22 protein-coding genes are annotated in these 23,930 nt (G+C 40.9%); all 22 read right to left on the bottom strand.

Annotation, left to right across the window (positions count from 1 at the left end):
* Window positions 1-38: 38 nt before the first annotated feature.
* The 22 genes from ACT170_RS06430 to sufD all read right to left on the bottom strand — a co-directional run bounded on the left by ACT170_RS06430 (window position 39) and on the right by sufD (window position 23,908).
* Window positions 39-1,901, bottom strand: coding sequence for a proline--tRNA ligase (locus ACT170_RS06430; RefSeq protein ID WP_105257733.1), 1,863 nt, complete (start codon window positions 1,899-1,901; stop codon window positions 39-41).
* Between the two features lie 70 nt (window positions 1,902-1,971).
* Window positions 1,972-3,234 carry a M50 family metallopeptidase gene (locus ACT170_RS06425; RefSeq protein ID WP_444818137.1) on the bottom strand — a complete coding sequence of 421 codons (1,263 nt, stop codon included), beginning with the start codon at window positions 3,232-3,234 and terminating at the stop codon, window positions 1,972-1,974.
* 16 nt (window positions 3,235-3,250) lie between these two features.
* Window positions 3,251-4,045 carry a phosphatidate cytidylyltransferase gene (locus ACT170_RS06420; protein ID WP_179968621.1) on the bottom strand — a complete coding sequence of 265 codons (795 nt, stop codon included), beginning with the start codon at window positions 4,043-4,045 and terminating at the stop codon, window positions 3,251-3,253.
* A 12-nt stretch (window positions 4,046-4,057) separates the two neighbouring features.
* The gene (locus ACT170_RS06415) at window positions 4,058-4,807 is read right to left on the bottom strand and encodes an isoprenyl transferase (RefSeq protein WP_002886457.1); all 750 of its coding nucleotides are present in this window, start codon (window positions 4,805-4,807) and stop codon (window positions 4,058-4,060) included.
* 128 nt (window positions 4,808-4,935) lie between these two features.
* The gene (locus ACT170_RS06410) at window positions 4,936-5,274 is read right to left on the bottom strand and encodes a preprotein translocase subunit YajC (RefSeq protein WP_002889798.1); all 339 of its coding nucleotides are present in this window, start codon (window positions 5,272-5,274) and stop codon (window positions 4,936-4,938) included.
* 125 nt (window positions 5,275-5,399) lie between these two features.
* On the bottom strand, window positions 5,400-6,116 hold the full coding sequence (locus tag ACT170_RS06405; protein WP_049545128.1) for a YebC/PmpR family DNA-binding transcriptional regulator: 717 nt from the start codon (window positions 6,114-6,116) through the stop codon (window positions 5,400-5,402).
* 155 nt (window positions 6,117-6,271) lie between these two features.
* Window positions 6,272-7,849 (bottom strand): ATP-binding cassette domain-containing protein, encoded by a 1,578-nt coding sequence (locus ACT170_RS06400; RefSeq protein ID WP_444818136.1) that lies wholly within the window; start codon window positions 7,847-7,849, stop codon window positions 6,272-6,274.
* Window positions 7,850-8,002: 153 nt separating this feature from the next.
* Window positions 8,003-8,875 carry a helix-turn-helix domain-containing protein gene (locus ACT170_RS06395; RefSeq protein ID WP_371490340.1) on the bottom strand — a complete coding sequence of 291 codons (873 nt, stop codon included), beginning with the start codon at window positions 8,873-8,875 and terminating at the stop codon, window positions 8,003-8,005.
* A gap of 191 nt (window positions 8,876-9,066) precedes the next feature.
* Entirely contained in the window at window positions 9,067-10,416 is a 1,350-nt protein-coding gene (locus ACT170_RS06390) for a glucose-6-phosphate isomerase (protein ID WP_013989986.1), read from the bottom strand.
* Between the two features lie 103 nt (window positions 10,417-10,519).
* Window positions 10,520-11,335: an endonuclease/exonuclease/phosphatase family protein gene (locus tag ACT170_RS06385; RefSeq protein ID WP_021143492.1), complete on the bottom strand. Its 816-nt coding sequence runs from the start codon at window positions 11,333-11,335 to the stop codon at window positions 10,520-10,522.
* A 97-nt stretch (window positions 11,336-11,432) separates the two neighbouring features.
* Entirely contained in the window at window positions 11,433-13,619 is a 2,187-nt protein-coding gene (locus ACT170_RS06380; protein ID WP_444818135.1) for a PTS transporter subunit IIBC, read from the bottom strand.
* A gap of 154 nt (window positions 13,620-13,773) precedes the next feature.
* Window positions 13,774-14,712 carry an AEC family transporter gene (locus tag ACT170_RS06375; RefSeq protein WP_444818134.1) on the bottom strand — a complete coding sequence of 313 codons (939 nt, stop codon included), beginning with the start codon at window positions 14,710-14,712 and terminating at the stop codon, window positions 13,774-13,776.
* Window positions 14,713-14,875: 163 nt separating this feature from the next.
* Window positions 14,876-15,688, bottom strand: coding sequence for a metal ABC transporter permease (locus tag ACT170_RS06370; RefSeq protein WP_444818133.1), 813 nt, complete (start codon window positions 15,686-15,688; stop codon window positions 14,876-14,878).
* Window positions 15,681-16,388 carry a metal ABC transporter ATP-binding protein gene (locus ACT170_RS06365; RefSeq protein ID WP_444818132.1) on the bottom strand — a complete coding sequence of 236 codons (708 nt, stop codon included), beginning with the start codon at window positions 16,386-16,388 and terminating at the stop codon, window positions 15,681-15,683. Before ACT170_RS06365 ends, ACT170_RS06370 begins: the two co-directional genes overlap by 8 nt.
* 1 nt (window position 16,389) lies before the next feature.
* A complete protein-coding gene (locus tag ACT170_RS06360; RefSeq protein ID WP_022496535.1) occupies window positions 16,390-16,833 on the bottom strand; it encodes a zinc-dependent MarR family transcriptional regulator in 444 nt (147 codons plus the stop codon).
* Between the two features lie 163 nt (window positions 16,834-16,996).
* Entirely contained in the window at window positions 16,997-17,974 is a 978-nt protein-coding gene (gene dusB, locus ACT170_RS06355) for a tRNA dihydrouridine synthase DusB (RefSeq protein WP_014633819.1), read from the bottom strand.
* A complete protein-coding gene (gene hslO / locus ACT170_RS06350; protein WP_013989978.1) occupies window positions 17,967-18,833 on the bottom strand; it encodes an Hsp33 family molecular chaperone HslO in 867 nt (288 codons plus the stop codon). The genes dusB and hslO overlap by 8 nt, the downstream gene beginning before the upstream one ends.
* An 80-nt stretch (window positions 18,834-18,913) precedes the next feature.
* On the bottom strand, window positions 18,914-19,273 hold the full coding sequence (locus tag ACT170_RS06345; RefSeq protein ID WP_013989977.1) for a hypothetical protein: 360 nt from the start codon (window positions 19,271-19,273) through the stop codon (window positions 18,914-18,916).
* A 174-nt stretch (window positions 19,274-19,447) separates the two neighbouring features.
* On the bottom strand, window positions 19,448-20,866 hold the full coding sequence (gene sufB, locus ACT170_RS06340) for a Fe-S cluster assembly protein SufB (protein ID WP_002883666.1): 1,419 nt from the start codon (window positions 20,864-20,866) through the stop codon (window positions 19,448-19,450).
* A 75-nt stretch (window positions 20,867-20,941) separates the two neighbouring features.
* On the bottom strand, window positions 20,942-21,373 hold the full coding sequence (sufU, locus tag ACT170_RS06335; protein ID WP_002883658.1) for a Fe-S cluster assembly sulfur transfer protein SufU: 432 nt from the start codon (window positions 21,371-21,373) through the stop codon (window positions 20,942-20,944).
* Window positions 21,360-22,592 (bottom strand): cysteine desulfurase, encoded by a 1,233-nt coding sequence (locus ACT170_RS06330; protein ID WP_444818131.1) that lies wholly within the window; start codon window positions 22,590-22,592, stop codon window positions 21,360-21,362. Before ACT170_RS06330 ends, sufU begins: the two co-directional genes overlap by 14 nt.
* A gap of 53 nt (window positions 22,593-22,645) precedes the next feature.
* Window positions 22,646-23,908: a Fe-S cluster assembly protein SufD gene (gene sufD / locus ACT170_RS06325; RefSeq protein ID WP_013989976.1), complete on the bottom strand. Its 1,263-nt coding sequence runs from the start codon at window positions 23,906-23,908 to the stop codon at window positions 22,646-22,648.
* Window positions 23,909-23,930: the final 22 nt, after the last annotated feature.

Below are 23,930 nucleotides of genomic sequence, written 5' to 3'. Positions count from 1 at the left end.
AAATCTCTTCCTGCTCCTGCAAGAAAAGATTTTTTAGATTAAGCATCTTGTTCGGTTGTTAAGATAGCAAGTGTTTCAATCAAGTTATCGGCATTAACTTCAATAGTATCACCAGTTGCCTTGATTTTAACTTCGACAACACCTTCGCTGGCTTTTTTACCAACTGTCACACGAATTGGAAGTCCGATAAGGTCACTGTCAGAGAATTTAGAACCAACACGCTCATTACGATCATCTGTCAAGACATCATAGCCTTCAGCCATAAGAGCAGCTTCTAAACGTTCTGTCAAAGCATTGGCTTCCTCATCCTTAGTGTTAACTGTAATCAAGTGAACATCATACGGAGCCAATTCTTTAGGGAAGTTAATTCCCCATGCATAGCGGTACTGACCTTTTGGTGTCTTGTTAACAAAGAGACGGGCATGTTGTTCAATCACAGCTGACAAGATACGGCTAACACCGATACCGTAACATCCCATGATAATTGGAACAGCACGGCCATTTTCATCAAGAACGTTAGCACCCATACTTTCAGAGTAACGTGTCCCAAGTTTAAAGATATGACCAATCTCGATACCACGCGCAAACTGAAGGACACCTTGACCGTCTGGAGAAATTTCACCCTCTTTAACTTCACGAATATCAACGTATTCTGCCTTGAAGTCACGCTCTGGGTTAACCCCTGTCAAGTGGTAACCATCTTCGTTAGCTCCAACAACCGCATTAGCCACATCTTGAACCTTACGGTCCGCAACGATGCGAACATTTTCAGGAAGGTTAACTGGACCAAGGGAACCGAAGTTAGCACCAAAGACTTGACGTGCTTCATCTTCCGTAGCTGGTTCGAGGAAATCAGCAGCAAGGTAGTTTTTCAACTTCACATCGTTAACCTGATCATTACCGACGAGAAGAGCCACTACTGGTTCATCATCAGCGATGAAAAGTAAAGTCTTGATGGTTTGTTCTTCTGGAACATTCAAGAAAGCAGCAACTTCATCAATTGACTTGCAATCTGGTGTTTCAACACGAGCCACTTCTTCTTGAGTCACAACCTTAGTCGCTGGTGTGTAGGCGTTTGTTGCCATCTCAAGGTTAGCTGCATAGCCTGACTCTGTAGAGTAGGCAATTGTATCTTCACCAGATACCAACCATGATGTCAATTCTTTCTTGATTTCTTCCATGACATCTTCTGGAATCTCATCCAATGAAGCAATTGACTTATCAAGAACTACCCAACGGTTGAGATCTGTACGCTCAGGAGTGACCGCCATAAATTCTTGAGAATCCTTACCACCCATGGCACCACCATCACCGATGATTCCCTTAAATTCAAGGCCAGCACGTGTAAAGATAGCCTCATAAGCTTTACGGTAGTCTTCATAGGTTACATCCAAATCTTCATAGTTTTGGTGGAAACTATAAGCATCCTTCATGATAAATTCACGTGTACGAAGAAGACCGTTACGAGGACGTTTTTCATCACGGTATTTTGATTGGATTTGGTAGAGATTAAGTGGTAATTGTTTGTATGATTTAACTGCATCACGAACCAAGGCTGTAAACGTTTCTTCGTGAGTTGGACCGAGGATAAAGTCAGATTTATCACGGTTTTTAAGTTTATAAAGGTCTTCACCGTAAGTTTCATAACGGCCTGACTCACGCCACAAATCTGCTGTCAAAAGCGCTGGCGCCAACATTTCAACCGCACCGATTTTTTCAAACTCCTCACGCATGATGGTTTTGAATTTCTCGATAGCACGATTTGCCAATGGCATATAAGCATAAATACCAGCAGAAACCTGACGCACGTAACCCGCACGTACCATAAGGGCATGACTGATAACTTGAGCATCACTTGGCATTTCACGAAGTGTTGGAATCAACATTTTACTTTGTTTCATCATTTACATACTAAGGAGGCTGGCCCTTGGCTCAAGTCCCTTAGACTTCCTTTCGTTTCTTTGTTTCTAATTAAAAGAAAGCACGCATAATATCATTCCAAGTAACTGCAATCATAAGAACAACCATGATAGCAACACCTGCAAGTGTAATATAGCTTTCAATTTCTTGATTAAGTGGTTTACGACGAATGGCTTCAATAATATTCATAACAATTTTTCCACCGTCAAGGGCTGGAATTGGGATAAGATTGAAAATTCCCAAGTTAATTGAGAGCATCCCCATAAGGTTAAGAATGGAAATCAAGCCATTTTCTGAAGCCTGGGCAGACATCTGGAACATAGCAACCGGTCCACCAAGTTTATTCAAACTAAAGTTGGTGATAAGCCCCTTAAGTGCTACGAGAATTTTGAAGGCCCCTTCCCAAGCCATTTGGAAACCACCAAAAATCTTATCTTTAAGACCTGTTTTTAAAGCAGGAGAAACACCCAAAAAGTAGCTACCTTGGTTCTCCTGAGGTTTAACAGAGATTGTTTCTTCCTGACCGTTACTTCTCTTAACTGTCACAGAAAGGCTATCACTTTTGGAGAATTTTTGGGTATTCTCTGTCAATGCTTCCTTCAAGCTGTCCCAATCAGTAACCTTGTCCTTATTGATAGCCTCGATGGCATCACCATTTTTCAAGCCTGCCACCTGAGCAGCGCCTCCATCGGCTACCTGGATACGGTTGGTCGATGTATCTTGAACACCTCCTTGAACAAAGGCTAAGATAATAAAGACAAGCACCCCAAGAATGAAGTTATTCATAGGACCAGCAAAGTTGGTAATTAAACGTCCCCAAATGCTTGCATTTTGATATTGGACATCCTTAGGAGCGATACGAAGTTCTGTACCATCCTCCTCAACGATAGTGGCATCATGATCAACCTCATAGGTCTTGGTCTCATCTAGGACTAGACCTGTAATGGTTAACTTATCCTCCAAATCATAGGCAGTGACGTTCATAGGTAAAGCCGTCTGATCAATCTGGCGATCCGAAAGGTTGATACGTCTTACCTTACCATCTGATCCAATCGTTAGACTGGCAGGGCTACCTGTTTTAATCTCAGTTGTATCTTCACCCCAACCAGCCATACGGACATAACCACCTAAAGGGAGGATACGGATAGTATAAACGGTACCATCCTTACCAGTGTGTGCAAAAATTTTCGGTCCCATACCAATGGCAAATTCACGAACCAAAATTCCTGAGCGTTTGGCGAAAAAGAAATGACCAAACTCATGGAAGACGACAATCACACAGAAAATCAGTAAAAAGGTAATAATAGCTTTCATCTAGACACCTCCACTCTTAAAAAAGTCCTAGGAAGTGCATGATTGGGAAAACGAAGATCCAGCTATCGCAACGGTCCAAAATACCACCATGCCCAGGAATGAGATTGCTTGAGTCTTTAACGCCAAAGTGACGTTTAATAGCTGATTCAACCAAATCACCAAATTGACCAAAGATACTAAAGAGAATCGTACAGATAAGCAACCAGAAGAAGTTGTGAGGGGCATAAACGCCGTGGTTAATCAAACCAAAGATAAGAGCCACAATGATTGCGGATAAGATACCACCGACACTACCTTCAATAGTCTTATTTGGCGATACTTTCGGCAATAGCTTATTCTGACCAAATTGACGACCAAAAAGGTAAGCTCCAATATCTGTTGCCCAAACAATAAAAAGGGCAAAGAGAACTTTTTCCCAACTATCCAAACGTGCCGCAATGAGATTTTGGAAACCAAAACCAACATAAAAGGCAGATGCGATTGGATAAGCTGCATCATCAAAAGAATAGTGGTCGCTATTAAGGACAGTCCCTGCTAGAATCAAAAATGAAATAACAGCAAAACCTGTCACACTAGCATTTGTTGGAAGACTGATAAAATACTGATCAATCGGCACAGCCAAGATAAAGGCTGCCACCATTGATAAAATACCCTCGATAGAGAAAATCTCCAAGTGCTTCATGCGAAGCATCTCAGACACTGCAACCATGGCCATGGCTCCAACCAAAAGTTGGAAAGGAAGACCACCGATAAAGAGCAATGGGAGGAAAATGGCTGCTGCCACACCCCCACCAATTAAACGTTCTTGCATGAGAGGTCCTTTCTAGACACCACCGAAACGACGGTGACGTTTATTGTAGTCAGAGATGGCTTGACGTAGCCCTTGCTGGTCAAAATCTGGCCAGAAAACATCTGTAAAGTAAAACTCACTATAGGCAGATTGCCAAGGCAAGAAATTACTTAGACGAAGCTCGCCACTCGTACGGATAATCAAATCTGGATCACGGTAGAGGTAAGGCAATTTATCCGTCATCAAATGCTTAGCAATGAGATCTTCATCAATAGCTTCAGGACTGAGTTTGCCTGCTTCAACCTCTTTAGCAATCGCTTGAACTGCAGATACAATCTCCGCACGACCACCATAGTTCAGTGCAAAGTTAAGAACCAAACCGGAATTATGTTTTGTCTGCTCAACTGCCTTTTCAAGAGCATCTAAGGTTTCCTTAGGCAGACGACTGTTATCTCCGATTGTCAAAATACGAACATTGTTTTTGTCTAATTCTGGTACATACTTGTTAAAAAATTCAACTGGCAAATTCATGATGAATTTCACTTCATCTTGTGGGCGTGACCAGTTTTCAGTTGAGAAGGCATATACTGTCAATACCTTAACTCCAAGTTGTGATGCTTCGATAGTTACCTTTTGCAAGGCGTCCATCCCAGCCTTATGCCCCATCACACGTGGTTGTAGACGCTTTTTAGCCCAACGGCCATTTCCATCCATAATAATACCAATATGGTTGGGAATATTGTCTAGAACCTCTTGATGAGATTTTTTTCTAAATTTAAACATGGAATATCCTCTAAATATAGTTTACCCTTTATTTTACCACATTTTCAGGGGTTCTGAACAGCTTTTAATACCGATAAGATTAGAAAACGCAAAAAGACTAGGATTTAACCTAGTCTAATATATACAACTTAGTTTTCATCAGAAGACTCAATTGCTGAATCTTCTTCGATAATTGTCTTTTTAGTTGTTTCTGCTGTTTCTGTAGTTGGTGCTGGTGTGATCACTTTCATGATTGAACGACTCAAATCAAAAGTCAAGAAGACACCTTCTGCATCCAAAACGATACGGTTATTCTCTTTGTCAATCTCATCAACAATAGCAATCAAACCACCGATTGTTTCAACTTCAGCACCCTTAGCAAGGCCTGCAAAACGGTCTTCCTGTGCCTTTGCTTGGCGACGACGGCTGAAAGCCACATAAGCAACAATGGCGACCACATAAATGGCCAAAACTAGCATCATATTCATATTTCGTATTCCTCCAATAATTCACTTAGCTACTACTATATCAGATTAAGTCAGGACAAGCAAGACAAATCCTTAGACAGACCACACAAAAACACTTTCCTCACGATGGAAAGTGTTGAATGAGATTACATATCCGCTACGTTGTGATAAACCTTTTGAACATCATCGTCTGCTTCAAGGGCATCAATAAGTCCTTCGAAAACTTCAAGGTCTTCACCTTCAAGAGTAACCTCAGTTTGTGGAATCATTTCAAGTTCAGTCACTTGGAACTCTTCTTGTCCGTTAGCACGGAGAGCTTCCAACGCTTTATGAAGATCTGTTGGCTCAGTATAAACAGTGATAGTACCATCTTCTGCTTCTACATCTTCAACTTCCACATCAGCTTCAAGCAATTGTTCAAAGATTGCATCTGCATCTTCACCTGCAAAAACGATAACACCTTTTTTATCAAACATGTATGAAACAGAACCTGATGCACCCATGTTACCGCCATTTTTACCAAAGGCAGTACGTACGTTAGCAGCTGTACGATTAACGTTTGAAGTCAAAGTATCTACGATGATCATAGAACCATTTGGCCCAAACCCTTCATAACGTCCTTCAACGAAAGTTTCATCTGTGTTACCTTTAGCCTTATCAATGGCCTTATCAATAACGTGTTTTGGTACTTGCGCTTGTTTAGCACGATCCAAAACAAATTTCAAAGCTGAGTTTGATTCTGGATCTGGTTCACCTTGTTTAGCAGCTACATAGATTTCAACACCAAACTTAGCGTACACCTTTGAGTTTGCACCATCTTTAGCAGTTTTCTTAGCAACGATATTAGCCCATTTACGTCCCATGGGATTCACCTCTTCTAAGAGATTTGCATCTCTGATTTGTTTTTTCTTTTTTGAAAATAGCAGAATTTGCTAAATTCACAATCCCCTACATTATAGCACTTTGACTGCCGTTAGTAAAATTGAAATAAATCCTAAGCATTTATCTTATGAAACATTTACTCAGTGCCCTCTCCCAAACGAATAATCTCATCAAAATATGGTTCATTTTCCTTTATAAGATGGTGGGTAACCGTGATATAAGTGATATTAGGATCACTTAATAAAAGGTGCTCAATACGAGTAGCATTATTATGGTCAAGATTTGCAGTGGCTTCATCAAAAATCACAACAGAACATCCTTTTAAAAATGCTCTTATCAGGCCTATTCTTTGTTTTTGGCCCTCCGAAAAGCTACCGTCGCTTACTTGCTCATCTATACGACTTAAAAAAGATAAAAGATTAACCCTTTCAAGAACTTCCTTGATGTGCGTATCAGTAATAGCATCATTCCAAAGAGTTAGATTATTCCTCAAGGTATCATTATAGATATGAGTTTGACTCCCAACATAGGCACAATTAGATACGATTGAGTTCTCATCAATCTCTTTTAACTCCAATTTCCCAAACAAGATTTTTCCCTCATAATCTTTAAGATTTCCTAGGAGCATATTAAGCAGGGTAGACTTCCCACTACCTGAGCATCCAGTAATAGCGTACTTTCCTCCTTTTTTAAAGGTTTGGGTGAATCCCTCAATAATACCCTTCTCTCCAAAATGATAACTTACATTCTCAAAACGAACATCCTGAATAGTCGCTATGCAAGTCTTTGGTTCCTCTGGAAAATCGTGAAATTTTTTTAAGATAGGATCGACAGACTTAATTGTCACTTGCAGCTGATTAATGGTAGATAGAGAGTTAAAAATATTACCTGATATCTGACCCACAGAAGCAATGGTACCTACGGCAATATTTCCAAAAATAATTAACAAGCCAGTTAGAAGAAGTATCAACATCTGAGCGGCAACTGAAAATAAAGCCATCAGCGTCTCTGTGCTAGTATTTCTTTTTGTAAAAATAATTTTTTGTACAATATATTCCTCAACAATGGACCTCACTTGTCTAAGAAATATCTGTTTACGACTGGCATAATAAACATCCGCATATCCATATAACTGATCGCTTACTCCAGAAACAAGCTCTTCATTCGCTTGGGAAAATTTCTCCATTGATTTCTGCATTTTATTGGTAAATGGTTTGGGAAGATAGGTCAGACACAAAGTTAAAAAAATGGCTAACAGAACAATTCTTACATCATAACTTAATAAGGCAATAATTGAAAACAAAGTAGTGAATACTGTTGAACAAAAGGTATAAATACTTGTAAAGCCATTTGATTCAATCAATTGGATATCATTATTTAATACAGAGAGATGCTCTCCAATATCTCTCTTTCTGAATTCACTAAAAGAATGGTGAATAATTTTACTAAGATAAGACTGACGAATAGACAAAGTCATTTTCTGAATTAGTTTTGTTTGATTTACAGCAATAATATAATTTAAAACTAAATAAACAACGTAAAGCCCTACCTCTAAACCTAATAAAGCTAAAAAGGATTGGATTCGCTTCGATACCAGCTGATTCGTCATTAAAGCCAAGGTTACCGAAGCACTCACGAAAATAGCAGCATTCAACGCTAACAGTAAGATATGAACTAAATTTTCATATTTGTATTTAAGAATATAGGTTCTCATAGATTTCCTCACAATCTAAATCACCTTGGTATTTAGTCAGTTGGATAAATTGAAGACATTGGAACTCCATATATCCATTGAAAATTAAAAACCATAGTGATATTGTACTATGGTTTTAGTTTATTCTATTTTTTAATTCACTCTATAAAATTGTCATATAGTGGAATTTAGCAACTCTTGATACTCTGATTCCTTAGTAAGCAATAAATTTTCCGCACCTAAAGTCCTAAGAGTTTCTAAACACCCCTCAATTAGACTTCTCCCTTCAGTAACTTCACCTGACTTTATCAAGTAGGTTCCCATTACAAATATCAACTCATGTCTTTCATATAAGAGGACCTCAGGAATTCCACTATCATTGACTAAATCTAAGTAGTATTTCGCAAAATCTAATTCATCACGCCGTAAAAATTCATAAGCTGCATTAATAAGAAGACTAAGTCGAATTCTTTGATTTGAGTCGCTCTTTCCAAAAAGGCTAGTTCTATACACGATCTCCTTGGTCAAAACATTAAGTGTCTGGGTGGAAATAAACGACATACTATTTCCTAATATGATTAACTCTCTTTTTCCCCATTGTTCAATGCTAAAAAGATAGTCTGTTAATTCCCTTACCTTATTTTCATCAACTTCTTTATTTGAAACACTTACCAAAAAAGATTCTAGCATAATACTGTTATAGAGAAATGATTTGTCTTGTGTGAGCTCAAATTTATGACGCTCTTCTCCAGCGTACTTCTGTAACAATAAACTATCGTTTTGATAATAAGCCTTACTAGCACTTTCTAATAACTTTTCAGTATGAGTTGGATTATCTTGAGATAAAATACCATAGAACTCTTCAATACTGACATCCAATTTATCTAACAAAAGAAAAAATCTAGATAATGAGATATCAGATTCTCCACGTTCAAATTTTGATAGGAAAGATACTGATAAATAATCACTAGCAAGTTCTTTCAATGTCAAATTCTTTGATAAACGAATTTTTTTCAACAAAGCACCCATTTCCACAGGTCCAATCATGATCCATCCTCCTATGCTTGAACTAATTATAACAACAATCATTTCTAAATTAAAGAGCCACAAAGCCCAACTAGCCAGTCCAAAACATTTAAAATAAAAATTCGTAAATTAACCTACAAGAAATCATTAATGGAGGGTTTAGCCTACAAATGGATAAAAAAAGACCAGCCAAAGCTGATCTTATCTGAGAATTACAAGCGAGCGTTAAGTTCTGCTCCAAGTTCTTCAAATCCTGGTTTACCAAGAAGGGCGAACATGTTTTTCTTGTATGCTTCTACACCTGGTTGGTCGAATGGGTTGATAGCATTCAAGTAACCTGAAAGGGCGATAGCAATTTCAAAGAAGTAGATGATGTAACCTAATGTAAAGGCATCTTGTTCAGGAAGAGTGATGAACATATTTGGCACATCACCATCTGTGTGTGCAAGAAGAACACCGTCTGTTGCTTTTTTGTTAACAAAGTCAACATCTTTACCTTGGAGGTAACCAAGTCCATCAAGATCTTCTTCCAATTCAGGGATAATCACGTTCTTACGTGGTTTTTCCACACGAACAACTGTCTCAAAGAGGTTACGTGTACCTTCTTGGATAAATTGTCCAAGAGAGTGCAAGTCTGTTGAGAAGTTTGCTGATGTTGGGTAGATACCTCTTTGGTCTTTACCTTCAGATTCACCAGCCAATTGTTTCCACCATTCTGAGAAGTATTGAAGTGATGGTTCGTAGTTAGCCAAGATTTCAGTTGTGTAACCTTTACGGTAAAGGATATTACGAAGTGCAGCGTATTGGTAAGCTTCATTTTCAGAGATTTTAGATGAAGAGTACTCTTTACGTGCAGCGTTAGCACCTTCCATAAGGGCTTTGATATCAGCACCTGAAGCTGCGATTGGCAAGAGACCTACAGCTGTCAATACTGAGAAACGTCCACCGATGTCATCTGGAACAACGAAAGTTTCCCAACCGTTAGCATCTGCTTCAACTTTAACTGCACCTTTTTGGCGGTCAGTTGTTGCGTAGATACGTTTGTTTGCTTCTTCTTGACCGTATTTCTTAACAAGGAGTTCCTTGAAAACACGGAAAGCGATAGCTGGTTCAGTTGTTGTACCTGATTTAGAGATAACGTTAACTGAGAAGTCTTTATTTTCAACATACTCAAGCAAGTCTGCAAGATAAGTTGATGAAATTGAGTTACCAGCGTAAACGATTTGTGGGGCTTTGCGTTCTTCTTTTGTTTGAAGGTTAGCAAAGTGATGATTCAAGAAGTCAATGGCTGCTTTGGCACCAAGGTAAGAACCACCGATACCGATAACAACCAAAACATCGCTTTCTTCTTTGATTTTTTCAGCAGCTTTTAAGATACGATCAAATTCTTCACGATCGTAGTTTTCTGGAAGGTCACGCCATCCAAGGAAGTCTGCCCCTGGGCCAGTTCCTTTGCGAATCATTTCGTCTGCTACTGTTACTTGTGCTTGAAGGTTGTCCACTTCGTGTGGTGCTACAAATTTATCCAAAACTTTTGAATAATCAAATGTAATATGAGCCATTAGTCTCTCCTTATAAAAATTCAATTATAGCTTCTAGTTTACTCTTTTATTTGTCTTTTGACAATGTTTTTTACCCTTATTAGGTCATAATAGGATACAGTTTCTACTTAAATGTTAATTCTGCTTCAAGACCGTAATGGTCACTTACCAAAGGTTGATTATTACCGTCAAAAATCACACTAAGGCGCTCTACTGTCCAATCTTGGCTAGCAAAGACATAATCGATACGTAAAGGCTCTTCATTGCCCTTCCAGCCATCGATACCTGGTCCAACTGTATAGCTACCAGTTGTTTCTTTAGCTACTTCAAAACTATCTTGAAGATTGAGCGAGCTAGCCAAGATGGCTTGATGCCCTTCGCGACCTGCTGGGTTATTAAAGTCACCTGCTAGGATGAGCGGTTTCCCAATAGCTTTGAAACGTTCCTCAATACGTGCCCACTCTTCTTGGAAACCTTTGTCCCACCATGAAAGGTGAACACTAGCAACAGCAACTTCTCGGCCATCTACAGTAGTTTCAGCAACTGCTACACGGCGTGTATGGTAGTCAGTTGGATCATCAACATCTGAAACCAAGATTTCACTCGCTGTCAATGGTTGACGTGACAAGACGGCAACCCCTTCATTAAGGTGATCATAACCAATGTGATTGTAGGCCCAAGTCCAATGGTATTGAAGCCCTTCTTCAGCCAACTTTTCCACAAGAAGACGGACAAAGTGATCTTGATGGATTGGTGTTGCTGATGGAAGTGCATGATAGTAAGCATCCGTGTCCACAACAGAAGTCTCTATTTCTTGGTTAACTTCTTGGAAGCAAATAATATCATACTTAGCCTTTAGGATCTGTTCCTTTAAGGTTTGGAATTTTCCTTCAGCATCTTCTTCCATCCAACTGTGAGTATTTAAAGTTAGAAATTTCATAAGTTTATCCCTCTTCTGACTTGCATCTAGAAATGACATAGGGTCATTTACAAACAAAACAGCCCAAGGGCTGTCTGCTTGTTTATCGTTTAGCAAATTAAAGTTCTACTTCTGCAACTGGAGCGTTAGCAGCCAATTTACCTGTATGTTCTACTTTAACTGATTTGATAGCATCTGCATTTGTAAAGACAACAACTGTAGATGTTTCACGACCTGCTTCACGGATAGCATCAAGGTTTGCTTCAACCAAGAGATCACCTGCAGCAACTGTTTGACCTTCAGTAACTTTAACGTCGAATGGTTTACCTTCAAGACTAACAGTGTCAAGTCCGATGTGAACCAAAACTTCAAGACCATTGTCTGTTACCAAACCAAGAGCGTGCTTAGTTGGGAAGATGCTTGTCACTTTACCAGCTACTGGTGAAACGATTTTACCATTTTCTGGTTCTACAGCGAAGCCGTCACCCATCATTTTTTGTGAGAATACTGGGTCTTTAACATCTTCGATGTTGATAACTTGACCATCAGCAACTGAATGCACTTCATCAGTCACACCTTTGAAGTTAGCTTCTGCTTTTTGAACAGCAGTCATTTGACTTGGAAGTGTTTCAGGAATAACTTCACCTGAATCAAGAACGTCTTGGATATCAGATTTCAATACGTCTGCTTTAGGACCATAGATAGCTTGAACCCCTTGTCCTTTCATGACAAGACCCATAGCTCCTTCAGCTTTCCATTGTTCTTCAGTTCCGACTTTTTCAGCGTCTTTAACAGTAACACGGAGACGAGTCATACATGCGTCAACATCGACGATGTTAGCACGTCCACCAAGAAGGTTGATGATATTGATGACTTGTGAGCTTGCTGAGCTTGTTCCAGCACCTGCTGATCCAGCAGATTCTGCAGGAGCATCATCATTTTGTTCATAGTTACCGTTACGTCCTGGTGTAGCGTAATCAAATTTCTTAATCATGAAGTTTGCGATGAAGAACATGATAACACCAAAGAGTACAGTTACCCAAATGAAGTTAACGATATCCATCGCCAAACCAGCGTTAATAGCGAGTGGTGTACGTGTCAAGAATTCGATAGAACCGAATGAGTGAACACGAAGGTGAACGATATCAGCCATGGCAAAGGCACATCCTTGCACCAAAGCATAAATGATGTAAAGCGGAGTAGCTACGAACATGAACATGTACTCGATAGGTTCTGTTACCCCTGTCAAGAATGTTGCAAGCGCAGTCGCAGTCAACATACCTTTGTACTGATGTTTCTTATCATCATCAACGTTACGGTAGATAGCTACGACCATACCCATCAAGATACCAAATGAACCAATCATTTGACCAACTTTAAAGCGGGCTGGTGTAACGGATTCAAGAAGGTGTTTGTATTGTTCTGGGTGTGCACCTTTAAGGTTTGCAAGGTCAGTAACCCAAGCAAGCCAGAGTGGGTCTTGACCCACTACTTCAGTACCTTTAGCAGCACCAGTCAATACGTGGTAAGTACCACCCAATTGAGTATAGTTAATTGGGATAGTCAACATGTGGTGGAGACCAAATGGCAAGAGAAGACGTTCCAAAGTACCGAACAAGAATGGTGCCAAGATTGGAGCAGTTTCTTTTGAGTTGGCAATCCACATACCAAAGCCGTTGATTCCTGATTGGATAACTGGCCATACGATAGCAAGAACGATAGCTGCGATAGCTGAACGAAGAATAACTACGAATGGTACGAAACGTTTACCATTGAAGAATGACAAAGCTTCTGGCAATTTACGGAAGTTATAGTATTTGTTGTAAGCAGTAGCTCCGATGAAACCAGAGATGATACCTACGAATACACCCATGTTAAGGGCTGGAGCTTCCAAAACACTGATGAAGTAGTCAGACACCTTGATTGATTGACCAAGAAGTGTGTGAACTGTAGCACCCTTATCAGCAAGAATATCTGAAGTAACACCAAAGATTGAACCAGTCAAACGGTTAATCAAGATAAATGCTAGACCTGCTGCAAAGGCACCGCCTGCACGTTCCTTAGCCCAGCTACCACCAATGGCAAGGGCAAACAAGATGTGAAGGTTACCGATAACCCCCCAACCAATTTGCTCAAGAAATCCACCAGTAATAACGAGAGGTGCCACGTTTGGATTAATCATGGCAATCGTTTTACCGATAGAGATCATGAGACCTGCTGCTGGCATAACTGCGATAACAACCATGAGGGCTTTACCGAATTTTTGCCAGAACTCAAAGCCAAATTTTTCTTTTAGCTTATTCATTTCATTTCCTCCTACGTTTGATGCAAACGTTTGCATACTTTATGTAATTATTATAGCATCTTTTGATGATTTGTAAAGCGTTTTCTTAAACTTTTTTGACTTTTTTTTTACAAAGAGAACCCGCCCAGCAAAAACCGGTGGGGTCAGGCATTTATTAGGCCATTAGAACCATGAGAATTGGGATAACAATCATGGTCGCGAGAGTAGTCTCAGTCACCATGACAGCAGCGTAATCACTATCAGCTCCGTAGAGTTTGGCAACCACAGGTGCATTGGTCATGACAGGCATAGCCGACTGGATGATAAAAACTTGCTTCATCAAAGTTGGAAGGGGTGCCCAATATACGATGATAGCCATCAAAAGCGGGGCAACCACAAAGCGACCAAGCAGAATTAATACCTGGTCTTTTTTCAGAACCAACTGCTTCAATCCTGCATTAGACACTGACAAACCGATGAAAATCATTGATAAAGGAGTTGTTAAACTACCTAGGTACTGCAAATCACTGGCTAAAAATGTCGGTAACTGAATATGAAGAATAACGATAATAAGACCTACGATAAACCCCATAAGAGGAGGAGAGAAAATCTTTTTTAAACTTGTTTTTACGTCAAAGTCAGCTTCTCCTTCACCATCACGCTGGATGAGGTAGGTTCCCAAGGTCCAGAAAAAGGTCGTATTACACATATAATAGATAAGAACATAGGGAATACTAGCATCGCCAAAGAGGGCTTGATTGATAGGGAGCCCCACAAAAATAGTATTCGAATTAAAAAACATGGAAATAAAGAGGCCACGACGCTCCTTTTTCACTGCAAAAATGCTAGCCACCGCTGTCGCAATGCCAAGCAAAATCACCATAGACAGTGCAGGAAAACGCAATTCTGGCAACATTTTAAGTAGGTCTGTCGCTGTGAAACGCTGTGTGATCGTATAGAGCATGTAACAAGGCAGGGCAATTTGAGTGACTAGCTTCGCTATAAGACCACGTGACTTGTCGTCAAACCAGCCTTTTTCGCCCATAACGAATCCCACTAAAATCATACCTAAGATGACTAGGATTCCCGATATACTCGTTAAAAAGATTTCCATGTTTTCTCCTTTTTGTTATTGCTACGATTTATGGCGGACACTAGCAAAATCTGACTGATTTTTTCTGACAAGAAATCTACCATTATTTTTAACTCAAATCTAAAAAACCACTTTAGTATATCACAAAAAGAGCTCGATTTCTCAAGCTCTTTTCTTCTATTATTTATTCTGCTTTTAAGAGAGGTTCAAAGATTGAGACCAGACCAAAGAAGGCGATGAAGATCAGAGTAATGGTCGCACTAGCTGGTGTTTCCCAATAATAGGAAATAAAGATACCAGAGAGCATTCCAACCAAACCAATACCAATAGCCCAGAAAATAACAGACTTGAAGGTTTGACCTATTTTCATACCAATAGCTGCTGGAAGAATCATGATGGTAGAAACCAAAAGTGATCCTGCCGCCGGAATCATCAGGGCAATCGCTATACCTGTCACAATATTGAAGAGAAGCGACATGAGACGTACTGGCAAGCCATCTACATGAGCAGTGTCCTCGTCAAAAGTCAAAAGATACATCGGACGAATAAAGAGAAGAGTCAAGACCAGTACAATAGTCGCAATCACAAAGAGGGCATGAACCTGCTCAGAGCTAATCGTGATGATAGAACCGAAAAGATAGCTATCCAGACTCATGCTACTGCTACCCGCCTTGTTACTAAGAATAAGGGCCACTGCCAATCCCATTGACATGAGGATAGCCGTTGAAATCTCCATATAATGCTTGTAACTAACCCTGAGATATTCCAAAACCAAAGCGGCAATAACCACAACCACAAGGGTCATCCAAGTGGTTGATTGTCCCAAGAAAATCCCAACAGCCACCCCAGCTAGGGACACGTGACTCAAGGTATCGCTCATCAGACTCTGACGACGAAGAATTAAGAAGAGCCCCAAAATTGGCGAAAAGATACTAATAGCAATCACGGCGAGAATAGCACGTTGCATAAAATCATAGGCTAATAATTCGCTAATCATGTTTGTGCTCCTCTCCATCCTTTTCATGGACATTGAAACAACGCCAAGGCAATTTCTGGTTACGAACCAGATGAATGTTACGATCTGTGTACTCCTTGACTTCCTCTGGGTCATGGGTAATCATCAAGACAGACTTGCCATGCTTATGAGCAGAGTGGTGCATGAGTTCGTAAAAGGTATTGGCTGTCCCTGCATCCATCCCTGTCGTTGGCTCATCCAAAACAAAGATATCAGGATCTGAAGCGAAAATACGAGCAATGACGGCACGTTGCTTTTGACCACCTGAGAGATGTCCAATCTGCTTGTGACGATTTTCCCACATGCCAACAGACTCTAGGGCACGTTGAACATGCTCCAAGTCGTGCTTCGTCAAACGACGGAACCAGCCCTTATGGGGGTAGCGACCTGACTTGACAAACTCATAAACGGTACTTGGGAATCCTGCATTAAAGCTGGCAATCTGCTGTGGAAGATAGGCCATACGAAGCTTTTTACCATCTTTATTGGTCTCAGAGATGGTTACAGTTCCCTTCTTAGGTTTGAGAATTCCTAGGGTAGCCTTAATAAGCGTTGACTTGGCAGCTCCATTTTCCCCAGTCAGGGTCACAAACTCCCCAGAATCCAAATGATAGTGAATATTGTCCAGAACGGGCTCCGCATCATACTGGAAGCTCAGTCCTTCAACTGTAATATAACGCATCTTATTCCTCGATTTTTTCTGCTAATGTTGTCAAGAAACGTCCAATAACCTGACGCTCTTGATTATCGAACTGATCCAATACAGACCGATAAACCCCCAAGGTCTCTTGGTGGTGTTCCTCATGCTCTTGGGCTATGGGTTGAGCTTCTTGTGTCAAGACAAAGTAGGTCACGCGCCCATCATCCTTGTCTTTCTTAGCCTCCAACATGCCCTCTTTGACCAAGGTTTTTACCGCCTTGGTAACAGCAGCCTGGCTGACATTGAGGGTCTTAGCCAACTCAGAATTGGTCTTTCGTCCCTCAGACAAAAGCATGAGAATATGCTCCTGGGTATTGGTCAACTTAACCTGACTACGGCACTGACCAATGAGGAGCTCATGCTGATTTTCAGCCTTAAGCAAAATCTGATTAATCAATTGATTTACTTGTTCTTCTAGTTCTAGCATTGCTTTCTCCATTTACTTAACCAGTTAATTATATCGAAAACACAGAGGTTTTGCAAGGGTGGACCAAGAAAAAGATTGGTGATGGGCTATCATCACTATCAAGGAAGAATAAAGGTAAAATAAAAACCTAACCAAGCTGGTTAAGTTTTCATCATATAGAAGCTTATCTCAAAGTTGCAAAGATTTCTTCGACCTGAGCAATAGAATCGGCACGTGAGACTTCGCCACGAACCTTAGCCGCTCCTGCTGTTCCACGAAGATAGTGTGGTGCCAGACCACGGAATTCACGAACAGCAATCTTTTCACCTTTAAGGTCCACCAAACGTTTGAGGTGGTCTTCAGCGATGTCCAGCTTCTTATCAAATGGAAGCTCTGGCAATTCCTCTCCCGTTTCGAAGAAGTGGTTGATTTGCGTGAAGATGTATGGGTTGTTCATAGCTGCACGCCCCACCATAACCGCATCTACACCAAGTTCTTCAATCATAAGTTTAGCATCTTGAACGCTACGAACATCACCATTTCCGATAAATGGAACCTTAGTAATAGCTTTAGCAACACGAGCCAGCGTCTCATGGTCACAGTGACCAGTATACATTTGTTCACGGGTACGCCCGTGCATGGCAAGAGCAGAAACACCTGCAGACTCAGCTGCAAGAGCGTTTTCCACAGCCAAATCACTATCTGACCAACCCGTACGCATCTTAACAGTCAAAGGAATATCAAGCACTGACGTGACTTCCTTGACAATGTGATAAATCTTATCTGGATCCTTGAGCCACTTGGCACCTGCTTCATTTTTGACCACCTTATTGACCGGACAACCCATGTTGATATCAACGATATCAGCCTTGGTATTGGTCTGGATAAAGTCGGCTGCTCGCTTCAAGCCTTCAGCATCTCCACCAAACAGCTGGATAGACATTGGATGTTCATTCTCATCAATATGAAGCATGTGGAGAGTTTTCTCATTATTGTAGAGGAGACCTTTTTCAGAAATCATCTCCATTACCACAAGACCAGCACCAAACTCTTTTGCAATGGTACGAAAGGCAGAGTTGGTCACGCCTGCCATAGGAGCTAGGACTGTTCGGTGAGGGATCTCTACATTTCCAATCATGAAGGACGAATTAAGTTTAGTCATTGATGAGTTCCTCCAAGTCAGCTTCTGAAAATTCATACTTGTTTTGGCAGAATTGGCAGATGATTTCAGCACCATGATCTTCATCTTTAATAGCTTGAAGTTCATCCTTACCAAGCGTCAAGAGGGCATTTTCAAAGCGTTCACGTGAGCAATCACAGTCAAAGCTAAGCTCCTCTTCAGACAAACGTTTGAAAGGCTCATCCCCATAAATAGCATTCAAGAGAGCTTCGATATGGTCATCAGACTCCAAAAGCGTTGAAATGGCTGGCATCTCTTGGATGCGTTTTTCGTAACGAGCGATTTCTTCCTCGCTAGCCCCTGGCAAGACCTGAAGCATGAAACCACCAGCAACCTTAACCTTGTCCTCTTCGTCAAGAAGTACATTAAGACCAACAGCAGATGGCGTTTGCTCAGATTCCGTCAAATAGTAGGCAAAATCTTCACCAATTTCACCAGAAATAAGTGGTGTTGATGACGTGTAAGGATTACCAGTTCCATAATCGATGATTGAGACAAACTGCCCTTGCCCCATGAAAGGTCCTACCAAAACTTCACCAGTCGCTGTTTTCTTGATGTCCACGCCTGGATTTTGGATGTAGCCCTTAACATGTCCTTTGGTATCAGCTACTGAGATGATATGCCCAAAAGAGCTATTTCCGATAACCTTAACCGTAATTTTGCTTTCACCTTTTTGGTTAGCAGCCAAGATTTGGTTAGCAATAAGGGTACGCCCCAAAGCAACTGTCGATGATGATAAAGTATTGTGTTTTTCTTGTGCGGTTCTAACAGTTTCCGTGCTATCAAGAACATAAGCACGGAAAGAACCTGATTCTGAAATTGTTTTAATTAATTTATCCATAGTGATTCTATTATAACACAAAAAAGAGGGTGGAAAAGTCGTAAACGCTTGGCGTTTCCTCTCCCACTCTCTCTAGCAAATTACCATGAAAACTCGGAAAGTTTAGCTTTCCAGTCCATTATTTGGCGATTATCAAGCTGATGTTTTTCTTTTATTAATGGCGGCAAATTCTCCAAATACTCAATATAGATGCTGACAAGGAGATTATAGTCATTAGTCGTCAAACGTTTGAGTTGACTATGAATGAAGGCTGTCGCCTGATCATACTTTTCGTGAATTAACAAATCATCAATGTAGTCATTTCCATCAACAGTGTGCCCTTGCTCATCTTCCACCTGACCTAAATCAATATCCAGAGTCTCAAATTTAAAAGCCTTGCTGACGACATTAGCTGTCCCTCGAATCTGATTGAGTAGCCAGTCACTGTTATATACTCCCATATTAGTCACCTCCATTACTTGCTATTCAAATCTATTATATCTTTTTAAACATGAGTTGTAAACGCTTTCTACACTTTGCAATTACTCTGTTCCTAACAGTTATCTATAGCCCATCTCCTGATTTTTCAAGCAAAACAAAAAGGACCATCTGGTCCCTTTAGATTATCAGAGTTTTTACCCAACTGATCCTTCCATTTCATAACTAATCAAGCGGTTAAGCTCAACAGCATATTCCATTGGAAGTTCTTTGGTAAATGGTTCCACAAATCCCATAACAATCATCTCTGTTGCTTCTTGTTCTGAGAGTCCACGGCTCATGAGGTAGTAGAGTTGCTCTTCAGAAATCTTAGAAACTTTAGCTTCGTGTTCAAGGGCAACTTGTGAGTTGTGGATTTCGTTGAATGGGATAGTGTCTGATTTAGATAAGTCATCCATCAAGATGGTGTCACATTCGATGTGAGATACCGATTTCTTAGAATCCTTGTTGAAAGTAACTTGTCCACGGTAGTCAACCTTACCACCATTACGAGCAATTGATTTAGAGACAATAGATGATGATGTATGCGGTGCATTGTGAATCATCTTAGCTCCTGTATCTTGGTGTTGACCCGCATTGGCGAAGGCAATTGAAAGCATGGTACCACGCGCACCTTCTCCATCAAGGTAAACAGATGGGTACTTCATAGTAACTTCGGCACCAAGGTTACCATCAATCCACTCAACAGTCGCATTTTTCTTAGCGGTAGCACGTTTAGTTACCAAGTTGTAAACGCTATCTGACCAGTTTTGGATAGTTGAGTAGCGCATGTAGGCACCATCAAGCGCAAAGATTTCAACAATGGCTGCATGAAGGCTAGCCGTTGTGTATGTTGGTGCTGTACATCCTTCAACATAGTGAACGCTGGCACCTTCATCTACGATGATAAGGGTACGTTCAAACTGAGCAGTCGCTTCGTTATTGATACGGAAGTAGGTTTGAAGCGGAATATCCACCTTGACGCCTTTAGGTACATAAATAAAGGTACCACCTGACCAAAAGGCAGAGTTAAGGGCCGCAAATTTATTGTCTGTTGGCGGAACCAGTTTTGAGAAGTACTTCTTAAAGAGCTCTGGATGCTCTTTGAGAGCTGAGTCCGTATCTGTAAAGATAATACCCAACTTGTCATACTCTTCTTTCATGTTGTGGTAAACCACTTCTGATTCATACTGAGCTGAGGCTCCAGCAAGATAGGCACGCTCTGCTTCTGGGATACCAATACGTTCAAAAGTTTCCTTGATTTTCTCAGGAACGTCTTCCCAGTCACGAGCAGGTTTGTCTGATGCTTTTTGGAAATATGTCAAGTCATCAAAGTTAATACCAGAAAGGTCTGGTCCCCACTCTTGCATGGCCATTTTGTTAAAGGTTTCCAATGATTTCAAGCGGAATTCAAGCATCCACTCAGGCTCCCCTTTTTCAGCAGACATGGCACGGACCACATCTTCACTGATTCCTTTTCCTGTTGAAAAGACTGGTGTCACATCGTCATGGAAACCATATTTATATTCTCCCAAATCAATGGGTTTTGGTTCTACTTTTTCATTTGTTTCAGTCATAGTATTTTCCTTTATTAAAGGTTTGATTCATTTTCTTTTTTGCTTGGGCAAGGAGACTAACTGCTCCCTGACTTCCTAAAGCTCGCTTCTCTCTATGGCTTTTTTAAGGGCATTCCAAGAGAGTGTTGCACATTTGATACGTTGTGGAAATTTAGAAACCCCCGCCAAGAGCTTGGCTTCGCCCAGCTTATCTTCATCTTTATGATCTCCTTGAATCATAAGAGAGAAAATCTCCGCTAGTTCTAAGGCCTCTGCCTTGGTTTTACCTATAACAGCATCCGTCATCATACTTGATGAAGCTGTAGAAATGGTACAACCATCACCAGCAAAGGCAATGTCTTCAATCACGTCACCATCAAATTTAACTGACAGATTGATAACATCTCCACAAGTCGGATTATTCAGTTGAAGTTGCTCCACATCAGGTAGGACACCATGATGGTGAGGGCTCTTAGAGTGATCGGCCACAACAGCCATATATAAACTATCTAGTCTAGAGAGTGCCATTGAAAAACTCCTTCGTCGCAAGAATTGCCTCTACAAGCTTGTCACAATCCTCTTTAGTATTGTAAATATAGAAGCTTGCTCGGGCAGCTGATGAGATACCTAAATGATTGATTAAAGGCTGAGCACAGTGGTGACCTGCACGCACTGCTACTCCTTCATAGTCAAGGGCAGTCGCCACATCATGAGGATGAAGCCCATCAATGTTAAAGGCAATAACACCTGCGTGCTGGCTAGGATTATCTGGACCGTAGACTGTCAATCCCTCAATCTCATGAAGTTTAGGCAAAACATAGTCTACTAACTCCTGCTCGTAAGCATGAACATTTTCCATACCTAAAGCAGAGAGGTAGTCGACAGCAGCACCAAGAGCAATCGCCCCCGCAATGTTAGGTGTCCCAGCCTCGAATTTCCAAGGCAATTCCTTCCAAGTGGCTTCCTGTTCGTAAACGAAATCAATCATTTCACCACCAAATTCAATAGGATTCATCTGGTTAAGAATCTCTTCCTTGCCGTAAAGAACCCCAATCCCTGTTGGACCTAACATCTTATGTCCAGAAAGGGTGAAGAAATCACAATCCAAATCCTGAACATCAATGACCATGTGGGGCGCCGATTGGGCACCGTCCACCACCATATAGGCACCAACTTGGTGGGCGAGCTTGGCAATTTCTTTGACAGGATTGATGCAGCCTAAAACGTTAGAAACCTGAGCTAGACTGACAAATTTTGTCTTTTCAGTAATCTTGTTGGCAAAATCTTCCATATCCAATTGGCCATCCTTCAAGTAGGCGTAAACAAGTTTAGCCCCCGTCTTCTTACAAGCTTCCTGCCAAGGAATGATATTCGAGTGGTGTTCCATAATTGAAATAACCACCTCATCTCCTGGCTCAAGAACCTGCTCTGCAAAACGACCAATCCAGTTAAGACCTGTCGTCGTTCCACGGGTAAAGAGGACCTCTTTGGTTGATTTAGCATTGATAAACTGACGAAGCTTTTCACGACTAGCTTCGTAAGCAGCTGTTGCACGCTCAGCCAAAGTGTGCACACCACGGTGAACATTGGCATTGTCCTCATGATAGTAGGCCATGAGAGTATCCAAAACTACTTGAGGCTTCTGAGTCGTTGCTGCATTATCCAAGTATACCAAAGGTTCATCATTAACTACCTGATCTAAAATGGCAAAATCTTGTCGAATCTTATAGGCATCTAAAGCTGACATCTTATCTCCCTATCTAGATATATCATAGGTTAGACTATCTGTGTCGATAGTTCCTAACGTTTGTTTAGTTTTGTATCAGTTACAGAAATCATTTCATCGCGCACTTCTTTAACTGGGATTTCAGTAATAACTGCTCCTAAGAAACCGCGAATAACCAAACGTTCTGCAGTGTCTTGATCAAGTCCACGACTCATAAGGTAATACATATCCTCTGGATCTACCTGACCGATTGAAGCAGCATGTCCTGCTGTAACTTCGTTTTCGTCAATCAAGAGGATTGGGTTGGCGTCTGAACGTGCCTTGTCAGAAAGCATAAGCACACGGCTTTCTTGTTGTGCATCAGCACCCTTAGCACCTTTGACAATGTGACCAATACCATTGAAAGTCAAAGTACCACGTTCCAAAATAACACCATGTTGGAGGATATGTCCCACAGAGTTGTTACCATAGTTCGTCACACGAGTATCAATCCCTTGAACCTGACGACCTGATGAAAGACCAATAACTTTAAGGTTGGCATGACTTCCATTGCCAATCAAGTCACTATCAAAGTCAGCAATAACATTGCCCTCGTTCATGATCCCGAGAGCCCAGTCAATGCTGGCATCACGACCGATACGACCTCGACGACTAATATAAGTTGTGACGTTTTCACCCAAACGGTCAATAGCCGCAAACTTGACTTGTGCACCGTCTTGAGCAATGACTTCAACTGAAATATTGGCACTAGCTTTTTCAGTCGCTTCACCTAGCGTTTCAAAGCGCTCAAGGTAAGTCAATTTACTGTTTTTACCAGCCACGATCAAAACGTGTTTGTTAAATGGAACATTTGAAGTTCCATCTTGGTAAAAATAGCTTTCAACTGGCAAGTCAACTTCAACATTATCTGGTACATAAAGGACTGCTGCACTATTGAAATAGGCATAGTTATAAGCTGCCAATTTGTCCTCGTCATAGGCTACAGCCTTACCAAAGAAGGCTTCAACGACTTCTGGGATTTCCTCAAGAGCAGTCGTAAGGTCTGTGAAGACCACACCTTGACTAATCAAGTCAGCTGGCAATTGTTCAAGTACAGTATTTGTTCCTACTTGGACCAATTTAGGGTTGTTTCCAAGCGCTGTAAAATCAGGCACATTTGCTGATGGTTCATTTTCAGTAATCGTTCCATCACCGAGATTCCAACGGTGGAATTTAACACGCTCAATTTTTGGAAGAGCCAAACTTTCAATCTTATCAAAGGCTGCTTGACGAAGGTCTTGCAACCAAAGTGGCTCTGCCTTTGCTTGTGAAAAAGCGATAATAGATTCTTTTGACATAGGTTACTCCTTTTCTAGTTAT

The organism is Streptococcus sp. cx1, from assembly GCF_052384325.1.
Taxonomy (GTDB): domain Bacteria; phylum Bacillota; class Bacilli; order Lactobacillales; family Streptococcaceae; genus Streptococcus; species Streptococcus salivarius_G.
Note: the sequence above shows the minus strand (reverse complement) of the source record. Positions and strands in the feature narration are given on the sequence as shown.

Bases quoted from the DNA above. Each gene is read 5' to 3' on its own strand.
- ACT170_RS06430 (WP_105257733.1), bottom strand. From the start codon at position 1,901: ATGAAACAAAGTAAAATGTTGATTCCAACACTTCGTGAAATGCCAAGT.
- ACT170_RS06425 (WP_444818137.1), bottom strand. From the start codon at position 3,234: ATGAAAGCTATTATTACCTTTTTACTGATTTTCTGTGTGATTGTCGTC.
- ACT170_RS06420 (WP_179968621.1), bottom strand. From the start codon at position 4,045: ATGCAAGAACGTTTAATTGGTGGGGGTGTGGCAGCAGCCATTTTCCTC.
- ACT170_RS06415 (WP_002886457.1), bottom strand. From the start codon at position 4,807: ATGTTTAAATTTAGAAAAAAATCTCATCAAGAGGTTCTAGACAATATT.
- ACT170_RS06410 (WP_002889798.1), bottom strand. From the start codon at position 5,274: ATGAATATGATGCTAGTTTTGGCCATTTATGTGGTCGCCATTGTTGCT.
- ACT170_RS06405 (WP_049545128.1), bottom strand. From the start codon at position 6,116: ATGGGACGTAAATGGGCTAATATCGTTGCTAAGAAAACTGCTAAAGAT.
- ACT170_RS06400 (WP_444818136.1), bottom strand. From the start codon at position 7,849: ATGAGAACCTATATTCTTAAATACAAATATGAAAATTTAGTTCATATC.
- ACT170_RS06395 (WP_371490340.1), bottom strand. From the start codon at position 8,875: ATGATTGGACCTGTGGAAATGGGTGCTTTGTTGAAAAAAATTCGTTTA.
- ACT170_RS06390 (WP_013989986.1), bottom strand. From the start codon at position 10,416: ATGGCTCATATTACATTTGATTATTCAAAAGTTTTGGATAAATTTGTA.
- ACT170_RS06385 (WP_021143492.1), bottom strand. From the start codon at position 11,335: ATGAAATTTCTAACTTTAAATACTCACAGTTGGATGGAAGAAGATGCT.
- ACT170_RS06380 (WP_444818135.1), bottom strand. From the start codon at position 13,619: ATGAATAAGCTAAAAGAAAAATTTGGCTTTGAGTTCTGGCAAAAATTC.
- ACT170_RS06375 (WP_444818134.1), bottom strand. From the start codon at position 14,712: ATGGAAATCTTTTTAACGAGTATATCGGGAATCCTAGTCATCTTAGGT.
- ACT170_RS06370 (WP_444818133.1), bottom strand. From the start codon at position 15,688: ATGATTAGCGAATTATTAGCCTATGATTTTATGCAACGTGCTATTCTC.
- ACT170_RS06365 (WP_444818132.1), bottom strand. From the start codon at position 16,388: ATGCGTTATATTACAGTTGAAGGACTGAGCTTCCAGTATGATGCGGAG.
- ACT170_RS06360 (WP_022496535.1), bottom strand. From the start codon at position 16,833: ATGCTAGAACTAGAAGAACAAGTAAATCAATTGATTAATCAGATTTTG.
- dusB (WP_014633819.1), bottom strand. From the start codon at position 17,974: ATGACTAAACTTAATTCGTCCTTCATGATTGGAAATGTAGAGATCCCT.
- hslO (WP_013989978.1), bottom strand. From the start codon at position 18,833: ATGGATAAATTAATTAAAACAATTTCAGAATCAGGTTCTTTCCGTGCT.
- ACT170_RS06345 (WP_013989977.1), bottom strand. From the start codon at position 19,273: ATGGGAGTATATAACAGTGACTGGCTACTCAATCAGATTCGAGGGACA.
- sufB (WP_002883666.1), bottom strand. From the start codon at position 20,866: ATGACTGAAACAAATGAAAAAGTAGAACCAAAACCCATTGATTTGGGA.
- sufU (WP_002883658.1), bottom strand. From the start codon at position 21,373: ATGGCACTCTCTAGACTAGATAGTTTATATATGGCTGTTGTGGCCGAT.
- ACT170_RS06330 (WP_444818131.1), bottom strand. From the start codon at position 22,592: ATGTCAGCTTTAGATGCCTATAAGATTCGACAAGATTTTGCCATTTTA.
- sufD (WP_013989976.1), bottom strand. From the start codon at position 23,908: ATGTCAAAAGAATCTATTATCGCTTTTTCACAAGCAAAGGCAGAGCCA.